This is a genomic window from Streptomyces yunnanensis (genome assembly GCF_029011865.1).
GTDB classification, from domain to species: domain Bacteria; phylum Actinomycetota; class Actinomycetes; order Streptomycetales; family Streptomycetaceae; genus Streptomyces; species Streptomyces yunnanensis.
In genome coordinates, this window is the sequence record NZ_CP095749.1 from 3604164 (window position 1) to 3623883 (window position 19720).

The 19720-nt window shown below is 73.4% G+C and carries 19 protein-coding genes; 5 read left to right on the plus strand and 14 right to left on the minus strand.

The features are described 5' to 3' along the window. Positions 1-39 precede the first annotated feature (39 nt). Both MOV08_RS15595 and MOV08_RS15600 read right to left on the minus strand, forming a co-directional pair. Positions 40-645: a DNA-3-methyladenine glycosylase I gene (locus MOV08_RS15595; RefSeq protein ID WP_275307784.1), complete on the minus strand. Its 606-nt coding sequence runs from the start codon at positions 643-645 to the stop codon at positions 40-42. Beyond that, the gene (locus MOV08_RS15600; protein ID WP_275307785.1) at positions 642-1121 is read right to left on the minus strand and encodes a DivIVA domain-containing protein; all 480 of its coding nucleotides are present in this window, start codon (positions 1119-1121) and stop codon (positions 642-644) included. The genes MOV08_RS15595 and MOV08_RS15600 overlap by 4 nt, the downstream gene beginning before the upstream one ends. Positions 1122-1214: 93 nt before the next feature. Here MOV08_RS15600 and folP point away from each other — a divergent pair, with 93 nt between their 5' ends. Then, complete coding sequence (gene folP / locus MOV08_RS15605) at positions 1215-2075, plus strand: dihydropteroate synthase (RefSeq protein ID WP_275307786.1); 861 nt, start codon at positions 1215-1217, stop codon at positions 2073-2075. A 176-nt stretch (positions 2076-2251) separates the two neighbouring features. On the opposite strand, the gene MOV08_RS15610 is transcribed toward folP, so the two are convergent. Next, on the minus strand, positions 2252-3004 hold the full coding sequence (locus tag MOV08_RS15610; RefSeq protein ID WP_039633061.1) for an LOG family protein: 753 nt from the start codon (positions 3002-3004) through the stop codon (positions 2252-2254). A 105-nt stretch (positions 3005-3109) separates the two neighbouring features. After that, positions 3110-4210 carry a succinyl-diaminopimelate desuccinylase gene (dapE, locus tag MOV08_RS15615; protein ID WP_275307787.1) on the minus strand — a complete coding sequence of 367 codons (1101 nt, stop codon included), beginning with the start codon at positions 4208-4210 and terminating at the stop codon, positions 3110-3112. A gap of 42 nt (positions 4211-4252) precedes the next feature. Here dapE and MOV08_RS15620 point away from each other — a divergent pair, with 42 nt between their 5' ends. Together MOV08_RS15620 and MOV08_RS15625 are read left to right on the plus strand one after the other, a co-directional pair. Beyond that, positions 4253-5188 carry a VldE C-terminal domain-containing protein gene (locus tag MOV08_RS15620; protein ID WP_039640888.1) on the plus strand — a complete coding sequence of 312 codons (936 nt, stop codon included), beginning with the start codon at positions 4253-4255 and terminating at the stop codon, positions 5186-5188. 328 nt (positions 5189-5516) lie between these two features. After that, entirely contained in the window at positions 5517-5990 is a 474-nt protein-coding gene (locus tag MOV08_RS15625) for a hypothetical protein (RefSeq protein WP_039633065.1), read from the plus strand. A gap of 73 nt (positions 5991-6063) precedes the next feature. Here the strand turns inward: MOV08_RS15625 and dapC are convergent, their stop codons facing one another. Together dapC and fdxA are read right to left on the minus strand one after the other, a co-directional pair. Next, positions 6064-7215, minus strand: a complete 1152-nt coding sequence (dapC, locus tag MOV08_RS15630; RefSeq protein ID WP_275311789.1) for a succinyldiaminopimelate transaminase — start codon at positions 7213-7215, stop codon at positions 6064-6066. A gap of 190 nt (positions 7216-7405) precedes the next feature. Continuing rightward, positions 7406-7732 carry a ferredoxin gene (fdxA, locus tag MOV08_RS15635; protein WP_016573354.1) on the minus strand — a complete coding sequence of 109 codons (327 nt, stop codon included), beginning with the start codon at positions 7730-7732 and terminating at the stop codon, positions 7406-7408. A gap of 142 nt (positions 7733-7874) precedes the next feature. Here fdxA and MOV08_RS15640 point away from each other — a divergent pair, with 142 nt between their 5' ends. Next, the gene (locus tag MOV08_RS15640; RefSeq protein ID WP_275307788.1) at positions 7875-8939 is read left to right on the plus strand and encodes a GNAT family N-acetyltransferase; all 1065 of its coding nucleotides are present in this window, start codon (positions 7875-7877) and stop codon (positions 8937-8939) included. Positions 8940-8956: 17 nt separating this feature from the next. Further along, on the plus strand, positions 8957-9832 hold the full coding sequence (locus MOV08_RS15645) for a transglutaminase family protein (protein WP_039633071.1): 876 nt from the start codon (positions 8957-8959) through the stop codon (positions 9830-9832). A 23-nt stretch (positions 9833-9855) separates the two neighbouring features. On the opposite strand, the gene MOV08_RS15650 is transcribed toward MOV08_RS15645, so the two are convergent. From MOV08_RS15650 to mshB, 8 genes are all read right to left on the minus strand, one after another. Beyond that, the gene (locus MOV08_RS15650) at positions 9856-10977 is read right to left on the minus strand and encodes a PP2C family protein-serine/threonine phosphatase (RefSeq protein WP_275307789.1); all 1122 of its coding nucleotides are present in this window, start codon (positions 10975-10977) and stop codon (positions 9856-9858) included. Between the two features lie 216 nt (positions 10978-11193). Beyond that, entirely contained in the window at positions 11194-11799 is a 606-nt protein-coding gene (locus tag MOV08_RS15655) for a response regulator transcription factor (RefSeq protein ID WP_180990357.1), read from the minus strand. A gap of 331 nt (positions 11800-12130) precedes the next feature. Further along, positions 12131-13396 carry an ATP-binding protein gene (locus tag MOV08_RS15660; protein WP_275307790.1) on the minus strand — a complete coding sequence of 422 codons (1266 nt, stop codon included), beginning with the start codon at positions 13394-13396 and terminating at the stop codon, positions 12131-12133. Beyond that, a complete protein-coding gene (locus MOV08_RS15665; protein WP_039633077.1) occupies positions 13393-14130 on the minus strand; it encodes an ABC transporter permease in 738 nt (245 codons plus the stop codon). The genes MOV08_RS15660 and MOV08_RS15665 overlap by 4 nt, the downstream gene beginning before the upstream one ends. After that, complete coding sequence (locus MOV08_RS15670) at positions 14127-15086, minus strand: ABC transporter ATP-binding protein (RefSeq protein WP_275307791.1); 960 nt, start codon at positions 15084-15086, stop codon at positions 14127-14129. Before MOV08_RS15670 ends, MOV08_RS15665 begins: the two co-directional genes overlap by 4 nt. A 174-nt stretch (positions 15087-15260) precedes the next feature. Beyond that, positions 15261-17549 (minus strand): hypothetical protein, encoded by a 2289-nt coding sequence (locus tag MOV08_RS15675; RefSeq protein WP_420834161.1) that lies wholly within the window; start codon positions 17547-17549, stop codon positions 15261-15263. Positions 17550-17791: 242 nt separating this feature from the next. Then, positions 17792-18355 carry a DUF6113 family protein gene (locus tag MOV08_RS15680; RefSeq protein WP_275307793.1) on the minus strand — a complete coding sequence of 188 codons (564 nt, stop codon included), beginning with the start codon at positions 18353-18355 and terminating at the stop codon, positions 17792-17794. Continuing rightward, entirely contained in the window at positions 18352-19353 is a 1002-nt protein-coding gene (mshB, locus tag MOV08_RS15685; protein ID WP_275307794.1) for an N-acetyl-1-D-myo-inositol-2-amino-2-deoxy-alpha-D-glucopyranoside deacetylase, read from the minus strand. Before mshB ends, MOV08_RS15680 begins: the two co-directional genes overlap by 4 nt. Positions 19354-19720: the final 367 nt, after the last annotated feature.

Below are 19720 nucleotides of genomic sequence, written 5' to 3' on the forward strand. Positions count from 1 at the left end.
CCCGGCGCGCGGTGAACGGGCGGCGGGCCCGGCCGGCGGTCAGGCTGCCGCCGCCTCCACCACCGCGCGCACATGGCAGTCCGCGAGGTGGTCGTTGACCAGGCCGCACGCCTGCATCATGGCGTACGCGGTGGTCGGGCCGACGAACCGGAAGCCGCGCTTCTTGAGGTCCTTGGCGAGGGCGGTGGACTCCGGGGTCACCGGCTGGAGGTCGCCGCTGGTGCGCGGCGCCGGGCGGCCGGCCCGGGCCGGGGCATAGGACCAGATCAGCGCGTCGAGCTCGCCGGGGGCCAGGTCGGCGGCGACCTTGGCGTTGGCGATCGTCGCGGTGATCTTGGCGCGGTTGCGGATGATGGACTGGTCGACGAGGAGCCGCTCGGCGTCCTCGTCGGTGAACCGCGCCACCTCCGCGATCCGGAAGTCGGCGAACGCGGTGCGGAACCCCTCGCGGCGCCGCAGGATCGTGATCCAGGACAGCCCGGACTGGAACGCCTCCAGGCTCATCCGCTCGAAGAGCGCGTCGTCGCCGTGGACCGGACGGCCCCACTCCGTGTCGTGGTAGACGCGGTAGTCCGCCATCTGCTCGGATTCCATGCCCCAGGGACAGCGCGGGACGCCGTCGGGCGCCGTCACCACTCCGCTCATGCCTGCTCCTCGCCTTCTCCGCGCTCGGCGCGGCCGTCTCCCCGCTCGGGGCCATCCGGACTGTCGGGCTCCGCGGCACCGCCCGGTGTACCCGGCCGCCCGGCCGGTCCGACCGCGGGCGGCACCGGCGACGCCCCCTCTATGAGGCCCGGCCCGCCCATCGCCGCGGCGTTGGCGCCGGCCAGCGCGGCCTCCAGCTCGGCGATCCGGGCGTCCCGCTCGGCGAGCTCGGCGCCGAGGCGGTCCAGGACGTCGTCGACGTCGTCCATGCGGTAGCCGCGGACGGCCATCGGCAGCCGGACGGCCTCCACATCGGCCCGGGCCAGCGGGCGGTCCTGGGGCAGCGGGTCGTACAGGCCCGCGGGCTCGGCCTCGCGCAGGCCGCCGCCCTCCCCGCCGGCGTCTCCCCCGCCGACGACGACCAGCGTGACCGCGGCCACCACCACGACCAGCGCGATCAGCATGAACCAGAACACGACCAACTCCCCGGACTGAGTGCCTGCACCGATCGTGCCATGCGGGTCTGACAGTTAGGGTCGCTCCCGGACCACGGAGAGGGAGTCAAGGGAATGCTGCGGCTGGGAAAACGCGAGTTCGGGGCGCATGAGCCGGTGATCATGGCGATCGTCAACAGGACGCCGGACTCCTTCTACGACCAGGGTGCGACCTTCCGCGACGAACCCGCGCTGCACCGCGTGGAACAGGCGATCGCCGAGGGCGCCGCGATCATCGACATCGGCGGCGTCAAGGCCGGCCCCGGCGAGGAGGTGGACGCCGAGGAGGAGGCCCGCCGCACGGTCGGTTTCGTGGCCGAGGTGCGGCGCCGCCACCCCGACGTGGTGATCAGCGTCGACACCTGGCGGCACGAGGTCGCCGAGGCGGTGTGCGAGGCCGGCGCCGATCTGCTCAACGACGCCTGGGGCGGGGTCGACCCGCGGCTCGCCGAGGTCGCCGCGCGGTACGACGTGGGCCTGGTGTGCACCCACGCGGGCGGCGCCGAGCCGCGTACCCGGCCGCACCGGGTGGTCTACGACGACGTGATGGCCGACATCCTGCGGGTGACGCTCGGACTGGCCGAGCGGGCCGTGGAGTTGGGCGTCCGGCGGGACGGGATCATGATCGACCCGGGGCACGACTTCGGGAAGAACACCCGGCACAGCCTGGAGGCGACCCGGCGGCTCGGCGAGATGGCGGAGACCCGGTGGCCGGTGCTGGTCTCGCTGTCCAACAAGGACTTCGTCGGCGAGACGCTGGACAAGCCGGTCAAGGAGCGGGTGCTGGGCACCCTCGCGACCACCGCCGTCTCCGCCTGGCTGGGCGCCCAGGTCTACCGCGTCCACGAGGTCGCCGAGACCCGCCAGGTGCTGGACATGGTGGCCTCGATCGCCGGCCACCGCCCGCCGGCGGTCGCCCGCCGCGGCCTGGCGTGAGGGGACGCGCCCAGGGGGCGTGCGAACGGATTCCCTAGGGGACGGCCGCGCCCCCTGCGGGGCCACAACGGGGCGGGGGCGGGCGGTATTCCCGATTCCCGCCCTCGTCCCCGTCCCCGATCCCGATCCCGATCCCGGCCCCGGCCCCGATCCCGGCCCCGGCCCCGGCCCCGGTTCTAGATCCCGACCTCCTTGGTCACCAGGGCGATCGCCTCGTCGACGTCGTCGCTGAGGTGGAACAGCTCCAGGTCGTGCGCCGACGCCTTCCCCTGGGCGACCACCGTCTCGCGCAGCCAGGAGAGCAGCCCGCTCCAGTAGTCCGAGCCGAACAGCACGATCGGGAAGCGGGTGACCTTGCGGGTCTGGACGAGGGTCAGCGCCTCGAAGAGCTCGTCGAGGGTGCCGAGTCCACCGGGGAGGACGACGAAGCCGCGCGCGTACTTCACGAAACAGGTCTTCCGGACGAAGAAGTAGCGGAAGTCCACCCCGAGGTTCACGTACTCGTTCATGCCCTGCTCGAAGGGCAGCTCGATGCCGAGCCCGACGGAGGTGCCGCCGGCCTCGAAGGCGCCCTTGTTGGCGGCCTCCATGGCCCCGGGGCCACCTCCGGTGATCACCGAGAAGCCGGCCTTCACCAGCGCGGCGCCGATCCGCACGCCCGCGTCGTACTCCGCCGTGCCGCGCGGGGTCCGGGCCGAGCCGAAGACGCTGACGGCCGGGCCCAGCTCGGCCAGCGCGCCGAAGCCCTCGACGAACTCCGACTGGATCCGCATCACGCGCCAGGGGTCGGTGTGCACCCACTCGGAGGGGCCTTCGGAATCCAGCAGCCGCTGGTCCGTCGTCGTGCCGGTCTGCACCTGGTCGTGCCGGCGCAGTACGGGGCCCAGTCGCTGCTCCTCAGGGACGTACGCTCCCTCGGGGTCGACCATGACGTGCTCCCTCCGCTGACAGATCGTTTGCCACTTCAGCGTAGATCCGTCGGTGTGAAGCGGAAGGGAATTCGCCGGGTATGCGGGCGGTCGGCGACGGGGCCGTCAGGCCGCCGGGCCGGCGGTCAGCCAGGCGCGCAGCCGCTCCTCGCAGTGCAGGATGCGGTCGATCGCGACCCGCTCGTCCTTCTTGTGGGCCAGCAGCGCCTCGCCGGGCCCGTAGTTGACGGCCGGGACGCCGAGGGCGCTGAAGCGGGAGACGTCGGTCCAGCCGAACTTGGGCTTGGCGGTGCCGCCGACCGCCGCCATGAACGCCTGGGCCGCCGGGTGGGACAGCCCGGGCAGCGCCCCCGGGGAGTGGTCGTCGATGACGAACTCGTCCACGGGGCAGTCCGCGAAGACCTCGCGGACGTGGGCCACCGCCTCCTCGGCAGTGCGGTCGGGCGCGTAACGGAAGTTGACGGTGACGGTGCACTCGTCGGGGACGACGTTGCCCGCCACCCCGCCCTCGACGCGGACCGCGTTGAGGCCCTCGCGGTATTCCAGGCCGTCGATGACCGGGCGGCGCGGCTCGTATGCGGCGAGCTTCGCCAGGATGGGGGCGGCGGCGTGGATGGCGTTGGCGCCCATCCAGCTGCGCGCGGAGTGGGCGCGCTCGCCCCGGGTGCGCAGCAGGACCCGGAGGGTGCCCTGGCAGCCGCCCTCCACCTGGCCGTCGGAGGGCTCCAGGAGGACGGCGAAGTCGCCCGTGAGCCAGTCGGGATGGGCGTCGGCGACGTGGCCGAGGCCGTTGAGGTGCGCGGCGACCTCTTCGTTGTCGTAGAAGACGAAGGTCAGGTCCCGGTTGGGGGCGGGGACGGTGGCGGCCATCCGGAGCTGGACGGCGACCCCGGACTTCATGTCGCAGGTGCCGCAGCCCCACAGGACGCCGTGCTCGTCGAGCCGGGACGGGACGTTGTCGGCGATCGGCACGGTGTCGAGGTGTCCGGCGAGCACCACCCGCTCGGCGCGGCCCAGGTGCGTGCGGGCCACGACGTTGTTGCCGTACCGGTCGACGGTCAGGTGCGGCAGGGCGCGCAGGGCGTTCTCGACGGCGTCCGCGAGGTCCTTCTCGTCGCCGCTCTCGGACGGGAAGTCGACGAGCTGGGCGGTCAGCGCGGCGGCGTCCAGCGACAGGTCAAGGCCGGGGTGAGTGGTGCGCTCCATGGAGCCGACCCTATCCGGCGGCCCTCGGGTACGTTGTGCTGCGTGTCCGCCCAGCCCGTTTCCCCTGCCCGCCGCGCCCGCCTGTGGCGTACCGCCGCGGCGGTCGCCGTCCTTCTGGGGGTGGTCGTGTATCTCCTGGTGCAGTACGTCACCAGCGGCCCCGGGGCGCCGCGCTGTTCGGTGCGTGTCCAGGGCGGCGGGGACCCGTACGAGCTCACCCCCGAGCAGGCCGCGAACGCCGCGACGATCTCGGCGGTGGCGGCCTCGCGCGGGCTGCCGGAGCGGGCGGTGACGATCGCGCTGGCGACCGCGATGCAGGAGTCCGGGCTGCGCAACATCAATTTCGGCGACCGGGATTCGGTGGGGCTATTCCAGCAGCGGCCGTCGCAGGACTGGGGCACCGTGCAACAGATCATGGACCCGGTCTATTCGTCCGGGGAGTTCTACCGCCATCTGGTGAAAGTCCCCGGCTATTCCCGGCTGCCGTTGACCGTTGCCGCACAGAAGGTGCAGCGCAGCGGCTATCCGCAGGCGTACGCCAAGCACGAGGCGAATGCGGCACTGCTCACCGGGGCGCTGACCGGCCGGAACGGGGACGTGCTGAGCTGCACGGTGAGCCACCCCGTGGACGGCGCCGGGCCGGACGGCGCGGCGAAGGTGCGGGAGAAGCTGGTGCGGGAGTTCGGCGCGGACGTGCTGCCGCGGACGGACGCGGCCGGCGGGCGGGCGGCGGGCTCCGGCCGCAGTCTGACGGTGCCGGTGCAGTCGGACGGGTACCAGGCGACGGCCCCGGGCGATGCCGGCCAGCGTGGTTGGCAGCTGGCGAACTGGGCGCTGGCGCACGCCACCGACCTGCACATCGAGCGGATCTCGTACGCCGGGCGGACGTGGACGGCGGCCGACTCGGACAAGGGCTGGCAGGGCGCGGCGGCGGCCGGGGACGCCGCGGGCGCGGTGCGGATCGTCACCGCGCAGTAGTCCACCGACCCATCGGGGGACCGTGGTTGACGTCGCCGACGGGTGGCGCGGCGGCAATGTCCTTTCCTGGTCCGGGATTTCACCTGGTTGCGACCGTATCCTCGGCCAATTCCCTTGCGTTTAGAGGTCTGTGACCTTTCCGCACGGCTTCGGCGCGCGCACACATTCCTCGTATTTATCGAGGGCAGATTATGTGACACGTTGCCAATTCTTTACCGGATTTCACCGCAACCTTCGGGCACCTGACGCGGTATTCAGGGCGTCCGTCCGCCCGGCGGACATGGCACATCTGTCAGAAGTACGAGTTCTTCTCCGTAAAAGGAGCACCATGTCCCTCCCCGTTACGCGTCGGATCGCCCGAGCCGCCCTGCTGGTCGCGGCGGGCACCGCTCCCGTGGTCGCCGCGGCCGGATCCGCGAACGCTGTGAACCTGCCGCCTCAGGGCAACGAGCTGGGCGGACTGACCACCGTGGACTCCGCGAACACCGCCAAGACCCTGGACGGCGCCGCACGGACCGGCGTCGGCCTGGTCAACAAGACCGGCGACGAGGCCGCGCGCACCCTCGCCCCCGCGCTGGTCCGGACGCTGGCCCCGATCGTCGAGGAGGCCGCGCCGCTGACCCAGGAGACCGCCCGTCAGGCGGAGGACGTGGCCCGTCCGGTCGCGAAGAAGGGCATGTCGACCAACTCGCTGGCCGGCGAGGCGGTCAAGCACCTCGTGGGCGCCCCCCAGGAGCCGCGCACGCCGGTCCACGGCCTGATCGGCGGGCTCCCGATCGGCACCAGCACCCACTCCAACTGATCTTCCGCACGACGCTGCAGGGGCCCGGGGAACTGCTCTCCCCGGGCCCCCGTGCGTGCGGTGGTTCAGCGGCTCATGCGGTCAGGCGGCGCACCGCGGCGGCCACCCGCTCGTCGGTGGCGGTGAAGGCGATCCGGACGAACCGCTCCCCCGCGGTGCCGTAGAAGTCGCCGGGGGCGACCAGGATGCCGCGCTTGGCGAGGTCGCCGACGGTGTCCCAGCAGGGCTCGTCGCGGGTCGCCCAGAGGTAGAGCGACGCCTCGCTGTGCTCGATGCGGAAGCCCGCGGCCTCGAAGGCGGTGCGCAGCGCGGTGCGGCGGCCGGCGTAGCGCTCGCGCTGCTCGGCGACGTGCACGCTGTCGCCGAGCGCCGCGACGGTGGCGGCCTGGACCGGCGCGGCCACCATCATCCCGCCGTGCTTGCGGATCTGGAGCAGGTCGTCGAGGACCGCGGCGTCGCCGAGCAGGAACGCGGAGCGGTAGCCGGCGAGGTTGGAGCGCTTGGACAGCGAGTGGACGGCGACGATGCCCTCGTAGGAGCCATCGCAGACGTCCGGGTGCAGGACGGAGACCGGCTCGGCGTCCCAGCCCAGTTCGAGGTAGCACTCGTCGCTGAAGACCAGGACGCCGTGCTCGCGGGCCCAGGCGACGGTGCGGCGCAGCTCGTCGACGGTGAGCACCTGACCGGTGGGGTTGGACGGGGAGTTGAGCCAGAGCAGCTTCAGGCCGGTCGGGTCCAGGTCGATGCCCGCGTCGGACGATGCGAACGTCTCGGCGTCGTAGACGACCGGCTCGGCGCCGGCCAGGCGGGCGCCGACCTCGTAGGTGGGGTAGGCCAGCCGCGGGTAGGCCACCTTGTCGCCGGGGCCCAGGCCCAGCTGGGTCGGCAGCCAGGCGACGAGTTCCTTGGAGCCGACGACCGGCAGCACGTTGGTGTGCGCCAGGTCGGGGGCGCCGAGGCGGTCGGCGGCCCAGCCGGTGAGCGCGTCCCGGAGGGCGGTCGTGCCCCACACCGTGGGATAGCCGGGGCTGTCCACCGCGTCGGTGAGCGCGCGCTGGACCAGCGCGGGCACCGGGTCGACCGGGGTGCCGACGGAGAGGTCGACGATGCCGTCCGCATGGGCGGCGGCGGTCGCCTTGTACGGCTCCAGGCGGTCCCACGGGAAGGCGGGCAGGCGGTCGCGGAGGGTCGCGCCTGACGGGTGGCGGGAGGAGACTGCGCCCACGGTGCTCTCTTTCTCGTACGGGGTGGCGCGGGGGACGTCGGCGCGCGAAAACGCCTCGGTCCCGTACAGCGGGTGGGCCGTACGGGACCGGGCGGCGCCGTATGGCCTTCCCCAGCTCATGCCGGGGCTCTCCCCGGCGGCCTCGGAGGCACGGGAGGAGCCGGCCGGCTCCGCTCCGCCCTCCGGGGTGTCAGTGGTCCTGGTTCTGCGGCGGCAGCGCGGCGATGAACGGGTGGTCGCGCTCGATCAGGCCGAGCTTGCTGGCACCACCCGGGGAACCGAGCTCGTCGAAGAACTCCACGTTCGCCTTGTAGTAGTCCTTCCACTCCTCCGGAGTGTCGTCCTCGTAGAAGATCGCCTCCACCGGGCAGACCGGCTCACAGGCACCACAGTCGACGCATTCGTCCGGGTGGATGTACAAGGACCGGGAGCCCTCGTAGATGCAGTCGACGGGGCACTCCTCGATGCATGCCTTGTCCTTGACGTCGACACAAGGCTGCGCGATGACGTAGGTCACGCTGTCGTTCCTCCTCGGTAGGGCCGGCGGACCGATCGGCGGTACCGCCGCTGGGCGCGCGGGAGCGCGGCGTCGTCGATGCCCGCCACCTAGTATCTCCGTTCCCGGGCACGAGACGAACAAGAGGGGCGGTTGGAGATCAATGGAATTCCTCTCCGGCGGGCGCGCGGAGGTCCGGATCACCCGTGCCGACGTGGGCAAAAGGGTATCCGTCCGGCGCTTGACCGGGGCTCCGGCCGGGGAGCCCGCGTTCACCGACGCGATCGGCGTTCTCACATCATGGGACGACGGTGTGCTGAGCATCACACGGCGGGACGGCGGATCCGTGCGGGTCGAGGAGTCTTCGCTGGTAGCGGCCAAGGTTGTCCCGGCTGCGCCGGCCCGCCGGAAGGTCCCGGCGGCCACGGTGCGGGAGCTCCAGGAGGTGGCCGCCCGCGGGTGGCCTGCCGTTGAGACAGAGCGTCTCGGTGCGTGGACGTTGCGGGCGTCCGTCCAGGAGACGGCACACGCGGCGGGCGCTCCCGGCGGCCCGGAGCGGACCGGCTTCACCCGCCGCGCCAACTCCGTGCTGCCGCTCGGCGACCCCGGCGTCCCCTTGGACGAGGCGCTGGACCGGGTCACCCGGTGGTACGCCGATCGCGGACTGCCCGCCCTGGTCTCCGTCGCCACCGGGCGGGCGGACGCCGACGAGCGGCTGGCCGCGGCGCTCGCCGAGCGCGGGTGGCGCGACGAGGCGCACACCTCCGTGCGGATCGCGGCGCTGGCGCCGCTCGCGGACACCGAGGCGGACACCTCGGGCGTACTGCTCTCCCGGCAGCCGGACGACGGCTGGCTGGGCCTGTACAACCGGACCGGGGCGGCCACGGCGACGGGGTTGGCGGTGCTGACCGGCGGCCCCTCGGTGTGGTTCGCACGGGTGCCGGCGCCGGACGGCGGCACCGCGGCGATCGGACGGCTGGCCGTCGACGGGCGCTGGGCGGGGTTCGCCGCGGTGGAGACCGCGCCCGAGCGGCGGCGCGAGGGACTGGCGACACTGGTGATGGCGGCGCTCGCCGAGCGGGCCCTGACCGAGGGCGCCTCGGCGGCGTACCTCCAGGTCGAGGCGGACAACGCCGGCGGCCGGGCGCTCTACGACGGGCTGGGGTTCGTCGAGCACCACGGCTATCACTATCGACGCGGCCCGGCGGGCGGCGGGGCCGGGGCCTGAGGGGGTATCCGTCCGGTATGGGTGAGCGAGCGGAGCGCGGGGAACCGGGGCCCGAGCGGGACACGGCGCGCGACGAGCGGCGGCGGCAGTTCGCGGCGGCGGCCCGCGAGGAGCGGCCCGACCTCGCGCTGCTGTGCCTGCTGATCGGCGCCGAAGCCGATCCCGGCCTGGACGAGGCCGGTGTCGACGCGGCCCAGATCGAACTGGACCGGCTGGCCGGTCTGCTGCCGCACTCCCCCGCCGGCGGCCCCGGCGCCTGGGCCCGGAACCTCGCCGAGCTGCTGGGCAGCCGGGAGGGCTTCGTGGGCTCGCCCGGCGCCTACCGCCGGCTGGAGTCGTCGCTGCTGCACGAGGTGCTGCGGCGGCGCCACGGGCTGCCGATCCTGCTGTCGGTGGTCTGGCTGGAGGTCGCCCGGCGGGCCGGGGCGCCGGTGTACGGGGTGGCGCTGCCGGGCCACTTCGTCGTCGGCCTCGGGGATCCGGCCGGGCGGCATGTGCTGGCGGATCCGTTCGAGGGCGGGCGGCCGCTCACCGACCAGGACGCGGCGATGATCGTCGCGGGGGCGACCGGTGAGGCGCTGACCCCGGGGATGCTGACCCCGGCCGGCCCATTGGAGATCGTCCAGCGGATCCTCAACAACATCCGGGCCTGGGCCCAGGCCCGGCCGGAGCACAGCGCGGTCCATCTGTGGGCGCTGGACCTGTCGCTGCTGCTGCCCAGCCATCCGGCGCAACTGCGCCATGAACGCGCCCAACTCCTCGTCCAGCGGGGCGAGTTCCTGGCCGGGGCGGCCGAGCTTGAGGAGTACGCGCGGGTGCTGGAGCCGGTCCAGCCGGCCGCGGCGACCGCGCTGCGCCGGGAGGCCGGGGCGGCCCGGGCCCGGCTGAACTGAGGGCTCGACGGGGCCGGGCCCGGTCAGGCCGCCGCGGTCCGGGCCGGCGCCGGCGCGGTCTGCTCCGCCGGGGCACGGCGGACGACCAGCAGCGTGGCGTCGTCCTTCAGATCGCCGCCGGTGAAGTGCTCCAGGTCGGCACGGAGGGTGCGGGCCAGCTCGACCGGCTCCAGGTCGACCCAGGCGGTGAGCCGCTCGGCCAGCGGGTAGAAGCGGCCGTCACCGCCGCGGGCCTCGGTGACGCCGTCCGTGCACAGCACCACCCAGTCGTGGGGTTCGTGCTGGATGCGGACGCTCCGGCGCGGCTCGCGGCTGAGTCCGCCCAGCCCCAGGGGGAGCCCGCCCTCGCCGTCGGAGCGCTCCTGGACGATGCCGTCCCGCACCACGTAGTACGGGATGTGGCCGCAGGACAGGAGCCGGGCCCGGCCGGGCGCGCGGACCTCCAGCAGCAGTGCGGTGACGAAGCGCTCGTCGGCGCCCTCCTTGGCGGAGCGGGCGTTGTAGCGGGTCAGCGCCTGCTCCATCCGGCCGGCCACGCCCTCCAGCGACTCCTGGTACTGCGCCGCCTCGCGGAACGACGCCAGCACCTCCAGCCCCGCGCCGATCGCCGGCATGCCCTTGCCCTGGACGTCGCCGATCATCAGCCGCAGCCCGTGCGGGGTGTCGACGGCCTCGTAGATGTCGCCGCCGACCCGGGCGCCCTCCTGGGCGGACACATAGAAGCCGTACGCCTCCAGCGGTCCGGCGCGCAGCGGCAGCTCGCGCAGCATCGCCCGCTGCACGGTGTCGGCCACCAGGGTGGTGCGGGCGTGCAGCGCCTCGCGCTGGAGTCGGGTACGGCACAGCACCAGGGCGAAGACGCCCACCAGGAACGCGCCGAAGACGCCGACGACCCGGCTGGCCGGGGCCCAGTCGGGCACCGTCAGCAGATCGACGTAGGTGAGGCAGACGACGTAGACCACGGCCACCAGCAGCGTCCGGCGGTAGGAGCAGCGCAGCGCGGCGACCAGCGGGGCGATGCCCATGAAGGCGGAGATGTGCAGCTCCGGGCCGGTCGTCGCGTCCACGGTCGCGACGATCAGGATGGCGAGGATCAGCAGCACGGGGGTGAGGAGGCCACCCTCGGCGGGGCGATGGGCTGGCATGACACTTCAAGCCTGCGGGACGTTCCGCGAGCCCGCACAGGGGCGAAGGTCCGGCCGCGCACCGGTGAAGGTCCTGGACACGGCGCCGACGGTGCGATCGGCCGGGACCGCGGCCAGGCCCCGTCGGACAGAGCTAGGGCCTGTCGCCAAACTCCCGTCTGCCGGTCGTCGCCCGGCCCGCCCTCCGGCCGGACGACGGGAGTTTGACGACAGGCCCTAAAGCCAGCCCTTGTCGCGGGCGGTGCGGACCGCCTCGGCGCGGTTGCGGGCGCCGGTCTTCTGGATGGCGAGCGAGAGGTAGTTGCGGACCGTGCCCTGGGACAGGTGCAGGGCGGCGGCGATCTCGGCGTTGGTGGAGCCGTCGGCGGCGGCCCGGAGCACCTCGCGCTCGCGGTCGGTCAGCGGGCTGGCGCCGTCGGCCAGCGCGGCCGCCGCCAGCACCGGGTCGATGACCCGCTCCCCGCGCAGCACCCGGCGCACCGCCTCCGCGAGCCGGGCCGCCGGGGCGTCCTTGACCAGGAAGGCGTCCGCGCCCGCCTCCATGGCCCGGCGCAGATAGCCGGGGCGGCCGAAGGTGGTGAGGATGACGACTTTCACGTCGGGCAGCTCCGCGCGCAGCAGGGCGGCGGCGTCCAGTCCGCTCAGGCCCGGCATCTCGATGTCCAGCAGCGCGACATCGACCTCGTGGGCCCGCGCCTGCCCGACGACCTCGTCGCCGCGCGCCGCCTGGGCGACGACCTCCAGGTCGTCCTCCAGGGACAGCAGCGCTGCCAGCGCCTCCCGGACCATCGACTGGTCCTCCGCCAGCAGCAGTCTGATCATGCGGGTCAGCTTACGACCTGGCACCGACGCGGCGGCCCGCAGTCGGCGCGGGGAAAGCGGGCGGGAGCGGCGAGGAAGGGCCCGGCCGCCCTGGGCCCGGGGCCAGACCCCGAGTCCGCCGGACACACCCCGCTAGGGCCTGTCGTCAAACTCCCGTCGTTCGCCCGGAGGGCGGGCCTCGCGGCGTCTGGTGCGTGCGATCTCAAGGCGGAGGGTCATCCCGGTACCGGGCGTACCGGGATGAGCCCGACAACGCAGCATGGGGGTCCCCTAAGGCGTGGGGGAGTGCGTGCCAGGCGTCGCGAGGCAGGCGGGAGTTTGACGACAGGCCCTAGAGCGAACCGTTCGCCGCTCCGGGAGCCGTGTCCGGCACGGGTATCGGGTCGTCGGGGGACGCGGCGGGAGTGCTCCTGGGGACGTACGCGCGCAGGGTGAAGCCCCGCGACCCGCGGGGCTGGCCGGTCTCCAGACGGCCGTCGGCGAGTGCCAGCCGCTCGCGGAGGCCGGCCAGGCCGTTGCCGTCGTGCTGGGTGCGGGGCGGGCCGTCCCCGTCGTCGCTCACCGTGAGGCAGACGTAGTGGCGGTCGTCGGCCTCCCACTCCTCGGTGAGCAGCAGTGCGCAGCGGCCGGCGCCGCTGTGCCGGACGACGTTGGTGACCGCCTCGCGTAGCGCCCAGGCCAGGGCGCCCTCGGTGTCGGCGGTCAGTCCGCGCGGCTCGTCCCCCAGGGCCGGATCGACGGTCAGCGTGATGTCGGCGGTGCGCAGCGCGGCGCGGGCGCCGGCCAGCTCCACGGCGAGGCGGGGGCGGCGGTAGCCGGTGACCGCCTCGCGGACGTCGACCAGGGCCTGCCGGCTGACCTGTTCGATGTCGGCGACCTGCTTGGCGGCGTCCTCGGGGCGGCCGGGCAGCATCCGCCCGGCCAGCTCGCTCTTGAGCGTTATCAGGGAGAGCGAGTGGCCCAGGAGGTCGTGCAGATCGCGGGCGAGCCGCAGCCGTTCCTCGTTGGCGGCGAGGCGGGCGACCTCCTCCCGGGCGGCGCGGAGCTCCTGGGTGGTGCGGATCAGGTTCTGCACGCCGACCATGACGAAGCCGCTGCCGAGGGCGGGCAGGGCGTACGCGAAGAGGTAGTAGCCGCGTATCTCCGGATAGCGGGCGCCTACGACGATCACCACCGCGGTGACGAGCGGTATGGCCCAGCGGGAGCGCTGCCAGGGCAGCACCACGGCGGAGGCCACGCTGGTGAAGATGAACAGCACCAGCCAGGTGGCGCCCAGCGTCCAGGTCAGGGCGACGGCCAGCGCCAGCATCACCGCCAGCGGGGTGTAGCGCTGCGAGACGGGCGGGCGGTGCCACACGTGGCGGAAGACCAGGACGCAGTAGGCGAGGACGAAGAGCGCGAGACCGGTGATGCCCCAGGTCCGCTGGGCGGTGCTGAAGCCGTGGCCGGTCAGCTCCCCCACCGGGCCGGCGAGGTAGAGCAGCCACATGGCGATCCACATCGCCTTGCGCAGGGCCTGCCGACGGCTGCGCGGCCGCTGTCCGATCAGCACCGAGTTCCGGTCGTCGAACGCGCTCTTCGTCTCCACCGGTCTCATGCCTTCCGAGTGTCCTTGCGATACAGCCAGGCCGCACCGCCCACGAAGAGGAGGAGGTAGCCGAGCAGGATCGCCATGTCCTTGACGTGCGGCGCGCCGCCGGCCTCGACGGCGGTGCCCAGCGCGGCGTAGGCGTGCGTCGGGAGCCACTCGGAGATGTTCTGCACCCACTGCGGCAGCAGCGTCATCGGCATCCACAGGCCGCCGAGGAAGGCCAGAGCGAAGAAGCAGAGCATGGAGATCGGGCGGACCGCGTCGCCGCTGGCCAGATAGCCGATGGCGACGCCCAGGGCGGCGAAGACGAAGCTGCCGAGCCAGGTGCCGACGGCGATGGCGATCCACTGCCAGGCTTCGAGGCGGACGCCCTTGACCGTCGCGGCGGCGATCATGACCAGCAGGATCGAGGGCAGGCTGACCGTCGCCGCGGCGGCTATCTTCGCGGCGACGTAGCCGCGGCCGGGCAGTGCGGTCAGCCGCAGCTGGCGCACCCAGCCCTGCTCGCGTTCCTTGGCGATGCGCTCGCTGTTGCCCAGCAGGACGGCGGTCATGGCGCCGAACGCGGCCATCGAGACCATGTAGTACAGGCCCATGTTGAGCCCCGTGCCGGGGATCGGCTTGCTGTCCGCGCCGCCGGCGATGATCAGGTAGAGCGCCGGCGGGTAGATCACCGAGAAGAACATGAACTTCTTGTTCCGCAGCGCGCGGATGATCTCAAGCTTGATCAGAGTGGTCATCGGGCCGCCTCCTCGGCGGTGGTGATGGCGATGAACGCCTGCTCCAGGCCGAGGCCGGAGACTTCGAGGTTGCGCGGGTAGAGACCGAGGCCGTAGAGGGCGTGCACGGTCGCGTCGGCGTCCTGGGACTGGATGCGGACGGTGCTCCCGGAGCCGCTGGCGGACACCGTCAGCGCGGTGAGGTGCGGCAGCGCCTCCAGCGCGGCGCGGTCGGCCGGCTCGGTCAGGTCGAAGTTGATCCGGCGGGCGCCGGCGCGGGCCTTGATCTCGGCGGAGGTGCCGTCGGCCAGCACCCGGCCGCGGTGCAGCACGATCACCCGGTCGGCGATCTCGTCGGCCTCTTCGAGGTAGTGCGTGGCGAAGAGGACCGTGCGGCCCTCCTGGGCCTGGCGGCGCATGGCGCCCCAGAAGGTCTGCCGGGAGGAGACGTCCATGCCGGTGGTGGGCTCGTCCAGCACGATCAGGTCGTTGGCGCCGGCGGTGGCGAGGGCGAACCGCACGCGCTGCTCCTGGCCGCCGGAGAGCTTGCCGACCAGGCGGTCGGCTATGTCCGTGATGCCGGCGTTGGCCAGGATCTGGTCCATCGGATAGCCCTGCGGGTGCAGGTCGCGGGCCAGCTGGACCAGCTCGCGCACCTTGACGCCCTCCATGAGGCCGCCGCTCTGGAGCATCGCGCCGACCTTGCCCTGCTGTATGGCACGCTGCGGAGTGGTGCCGAACAGGGACACCGATCCGGCGTCGGGGGTGCGGAGGCCGAGGAGCAGGTCGAGGGTGGAGGACTTGCCCGCGCCGTTGGGGCCGAGGAGTGCGACGGTCTCGCCGGGGTGCAGCTCCAGGTGCAGATCGGCCACCGCGCGCACCGCGCCGTAACTCTTGCTGACCCCCTGGAAGCTGACCACCGGGGCCCGTCCCGCGTCCTGCGCGGTGGTGGCTGTGGTGGTAGCTGTCGTCGTCATGCCATTCAGCTTCCTGGATCGTCGGACCGTGCGGCAGTGTCAACCGTCTGCGAATCGCCATGACAGATGTCATGGGTGAGGCCCCCTAGGGGGAATCCCGGAGGACTCGCCCCAGAGGGCCTCTGACCTGCTCTTTCCGTATTCTACGGCGGCCGGTGCGCGGTACCGCGGGCGTCAGCTGCCGTTGGTCGCGATGGTCTGCACGCGCTCGGCGGGGGTCTTGCCGACCAGTGCCCTGCCCACCGCGCTGGCCACCTCCTCGACGCTGACCGGGTGCTTGCTGCCGTCGCCCTTGGTCACCATGACGCTGTCGAAGGTGTTGCCGTAGAGCTCCTTGAGCGCCGGCCGGTCGTAGAACGGCACCAGCTGGCCACTGATGATCTTGAAGGACAGGAACTTCGGGATGGACTTCTGCGGGCTGAAGGAGACCGCGTGCTGGGGGTCCGTCCGGACCGTGATCAGCCCGGACATCGCCGGCTCGGCGAACTGCTTGAGGGCCTTGTCCACCGCGGCCTTGTCGACCTTGGGCTGCTGGGTGGTGGCGGCGAGCACCACGGGGGTGTCGCTGCCGGTGCTGACACGGTCGAGGTAGGCGTCGGTGATCTTGCTCTCGGAGGCCGCGGCGTCGATCGCCTTGTGCGGCGCGCCGTAGTGCGGCACCGCCTTGCCGTTCTCGAACGTGATCCCGCCGTCCGCCGCCACGTCCGCCGGCCCGGTCAGCCCCTGGAGCGCGACCGCCAGCTTCTCCTTGTCGGTGATCACCGCGGGCTGGGCGGTGCGCTTGACGCCGAAGAGCGAGCCGACGACGGAGACCGGGTTGTAGTCCCGGCCGGAGGCGTTGCGGACCGTCGCCTGCAGGTCGATGTCCAGGCCCGCCCGGGCCGGCAGCAGGGTCTCGGTCCGGCCGTCAACGGTGATCTTGAGCGGCGCGGTGCGGCGGTCCTTGAGGGCGGTCTCCAGCTTCTTGACCGCGTCGTCCTTGGAGCTGCCGCCGATGTCCACGCCGAGCGCGGTGGTGTTGTTGGGGACGTCGGCGTGGTCGAGCAGCAGCCCGGCGCCGTAGGCGACGCCGGCCAGGACGACGACGGCGACGCCGATGAGCACCAGCTTGTTGCGGCCCTTCTTGGGCGGCTTGATCGGCTCGGGGATCTTGGGCCGCGGCTTGGGGGCGGCGCTCTCCTCGTCGCCACCGGACACCCCGGCGAACGGGGTGGCGGCGGCCGGCCCGGTCCCCCCGGGCACCTTGGGGATCCCGCTGACAAGGGTGTCGCCGGACACCCGGCCACCGGGGCCGCCGCTCTTCGGGCCGCCCTTGGGGCCGGTCCCGGCGCCCTTGTCCTTGCGGCCGCCCGTGATGCCGCCGGTGACGCCGAGGCCGCCGGGTGGCGCCGACGGCTGCGGGGTGAGTTCGGCGGTGTCGTCGCTCATCCGGCCCGCGGCGCTCTTGCCGGCGCTGGGGTCGCTGAATCCGGGCGGGAGGTCGAGCGCCGAGTCGCCGCGCGCCGGGCCGGTCGTCGGGCCGGTGGGGGCGGCGCCGCCCGCCGGGGCGTCGAACGGGTTGCGGTCGCGGGCCGGCTGCGCCGGGGCGTCGAACGGCGAGCCGCCGCGCGGGCCACCGTCGAACGGGGACGCCTCGCCCCGCGGACCACCATCGAACGGGGAGGGCCCGGTCAGCGGATCGGCCCCGAGGGGGTCGCCGCCCAACGGGTCGCTGCCCAGCGGGTCGTTCCCGAGGGGAGCGCTCCCGAGGGGGCCACCACCCAGGGGGTCGCCGCCCAGGGGGTCGCCGGCCAACGGGTCGCTGCCCAGGGGGTCGCCACCGAGCGGGTCGCTCCCGTAGGGCGAACCGCCGTGCCCGCGGGCACCGTCGAAGGGCGTGCCGGGGCTCTGCGCGGCCGGCCCGGAGCCCGCCGGGGCGTCCGAGAAGTACGGGAGGTCCGGACGCTGCGCGGTCTTGCCGCCGGTCGCCCCGGGCGCGGGGGCGGCGGCGGGCGCCGCCGGCTGCCCGCCGGCCTGGCCCTGCGACTTGCGCGGCGAGAACCAGTCGCTGGTCGTCTTCTCCTTCGGAGCGGCGGGTGCCTCGTCCGCCGTCGCCTCCGGCCGCGGCGTCTCCGCCGTGCGCTCGGCGGGCCGTTCGCCGCCGAAGGCCGGACCGGACGTCCCCGGGGAACCGGACGGGCCGGCGGAACCGCCGGATGCAGCCGATGCGTTCATGCCGGACTCCTCACCGACGGGCTTGCGCACGACGACCGGCGGGATGGGGCGGGACCCCGGAATGTTGATCTTGATCCGCGTGGTCAGCGTGGTCTCGGTTTTGGGCTCCTCCGGCCGGTCCGCGGCTCCGGGCACCGGCGTCTCGCCGGTTTCTCCCCTGGGCGAGCCGTAGGGCGGTGTCCCCGACGGGTACACGGCTCCGCCACGGCCCCGGGGGCCGGAGGACGAACTGTCAGATTCACGACTCAAAGCAGGTTCTCCCGGTTGGCTCCGCCGCTCGTCAGAGATGATCCTCGGCCTCGGGCCGAGTGGGGGAGCCCCCAGCGTTAGCTGGGGAAGCGCCCCCAGGGCGGCGCGGCGGCGCGCACCACCATACTGGCCGCTGCCGGCCGACACTCGGGGTGCGCGGGAAGACCGCCGCACCGGGATCCGCCCCCGCACCGCGGCCGGTCACCCGGAACCGCGCAGCATCCGTCCTGGTATGAACCACGTCATCCGCCAACTCGGCCCGGGGACACGCCGGTAGCGCGCACCTGGCTCCCGGTGGCGCAGATCACAGCGATCACGATGCCGCCCAGCAGGAAGGCGTACGAACCGATACCCGGCCCGAACAGGAAATCGCCCTCCGGCCGGACGTCGCTGAGCAGCAGGAACACCGTCACCAGCCAGGCGGCGCCGGGCACCAGCACCCCGCCCACGGTCCCGGTGGCCCGGGAGCCCCCGTAGAAGAGGCCGACCATGCCGGCCAGGGCCAGCAGCAATCCGCCCGGGAACCAGGCCGCTTGGAGAAGCGTTCCGGCGAACGCGAGCAGGATGCCCGTGACCAGCAGCAGGGCGTACATGCCCACCCGACCCGGCGTCAGCGGTGCACCCGGCGCGGGCCGGCCCGCCGGCGCCGCGGGGGTACCGCCACCGCGCGCCGCGGCCGGGCCGCCGCCGGACGCCCGCGTCCGCCGCCCGTTGTCCGCCTTGCTCGCCTTCTCCGCCCTCTCCGCGTCGCCGCCGTTACCGGCGCCGCCCTTGTCCGCGGCCCCGCCACCCTTGGACGTCGTCATTCCGCCGCCTCCTCAATTCGGGCACTCTCCTCCATACCCACCAAATCCGTCGACTCCCCGATTCCCGCGAAGAGATCGTCCTCGCGTTCCCCGTCGGCCGCGCCGGACGCCCCGTGGACCAGCCGGTAGTGCTCGGTGCCGAACAGCGGCTGGCCCAGGGCGTTGGAGAGCGCGAAGAACGCCCCGTCGACCGCGATCTGCGTCACGTGCGCGCGCATCGCCGCGGCCTTCGCATCCGCGTACGCGCCCGCGCCCGCGAGCGATGCGGTGACCGCGTCGTCCGGGACCACACCCGGGACGTCGTCCACCGCCGCCACCCCGGCGAAGCCGTGCCCGGCCGCGCGCACCGCGGCGAGGCCCGCCTCGACCTCCGAGCGCGGGGTGCAGTTCCAGTAAATCTTTTCGATCGCATACGCGCCGCCGAGATCCGGGCGGAAGTCCGCCTCCGCGGCCAGCTCCGCGGCCCGCATCGCCACGCGGTGGGCCTGGATGTGGTCGGGGTGGCCGTATCCGCCATTCGGGTCATAGGTGACCAGGACCTGGGGGCGGACCTCGCGGATAACCGCCACCAGGTGGGCCGCCGCCTCGTCCACGGGGGCCTGCCAGAAGCAGCCCGGCCGGTCGTTCTGGGGCGCGCCCATCATCCCGGAGTCCCGGTAGCGGCCCGGGCCGCCGAGGAAGCGGTGGTCGGCGACCCCGAGGGCGGCCATCGCGTCGGCCAGTTCACCGACGCGGTAGGGGCCCAGGGTGTCGTCGCGGTCCGGCGCCAGGTGGGCGAGCTCGGGCGGGATGACCTCGCCTTCCTCGCCGCGGGTACAGGTCACCAGGGTGACCAGCGCGCCCTCTGCGGCATATCTGGCCATGGTGACGCCGTTGTTGATCGACTCGTCGTCCGGGTGCGCGTGCACCAAGAGGAGGCGGCGAGAGGGAACGGGCACGGCGCCACGCGGCGCAGCGGCTCCGCTCGGGGTGGCGGCGGGCGACGGGTGGGAGGTCATGCGGACAGCCTAATCCGGTGCTAGCGGCAGTTCCGGAAGGCGAAATCCCTCGGAACTGTTCGAGCGGTGGGGCCGTGACATCTTCGGACAGCCGGGCAGGCAATGCCTCCTCGTAGATCGGTGCTCGGCCTTGGTGCTCGTGGTGGTGGCGGCTGCATGGGCGCCGGACGGATGCCTTCTCATGACCCGGCGCGTACGCCTTTACCCAGAGCGGCGACGTTCGGCGTCCTCGCAGCCGCCACCACCCGATTTGTTCTTACTCGTTGGCGTTTGTGGTGCGAGCCCATCGCACGGTGACCTCTTGTTACGCCCGAGCCGCATGAGCTCCCGCACAGACCGAGGCCCGTGGGGTGAGCTGGTGCCACGA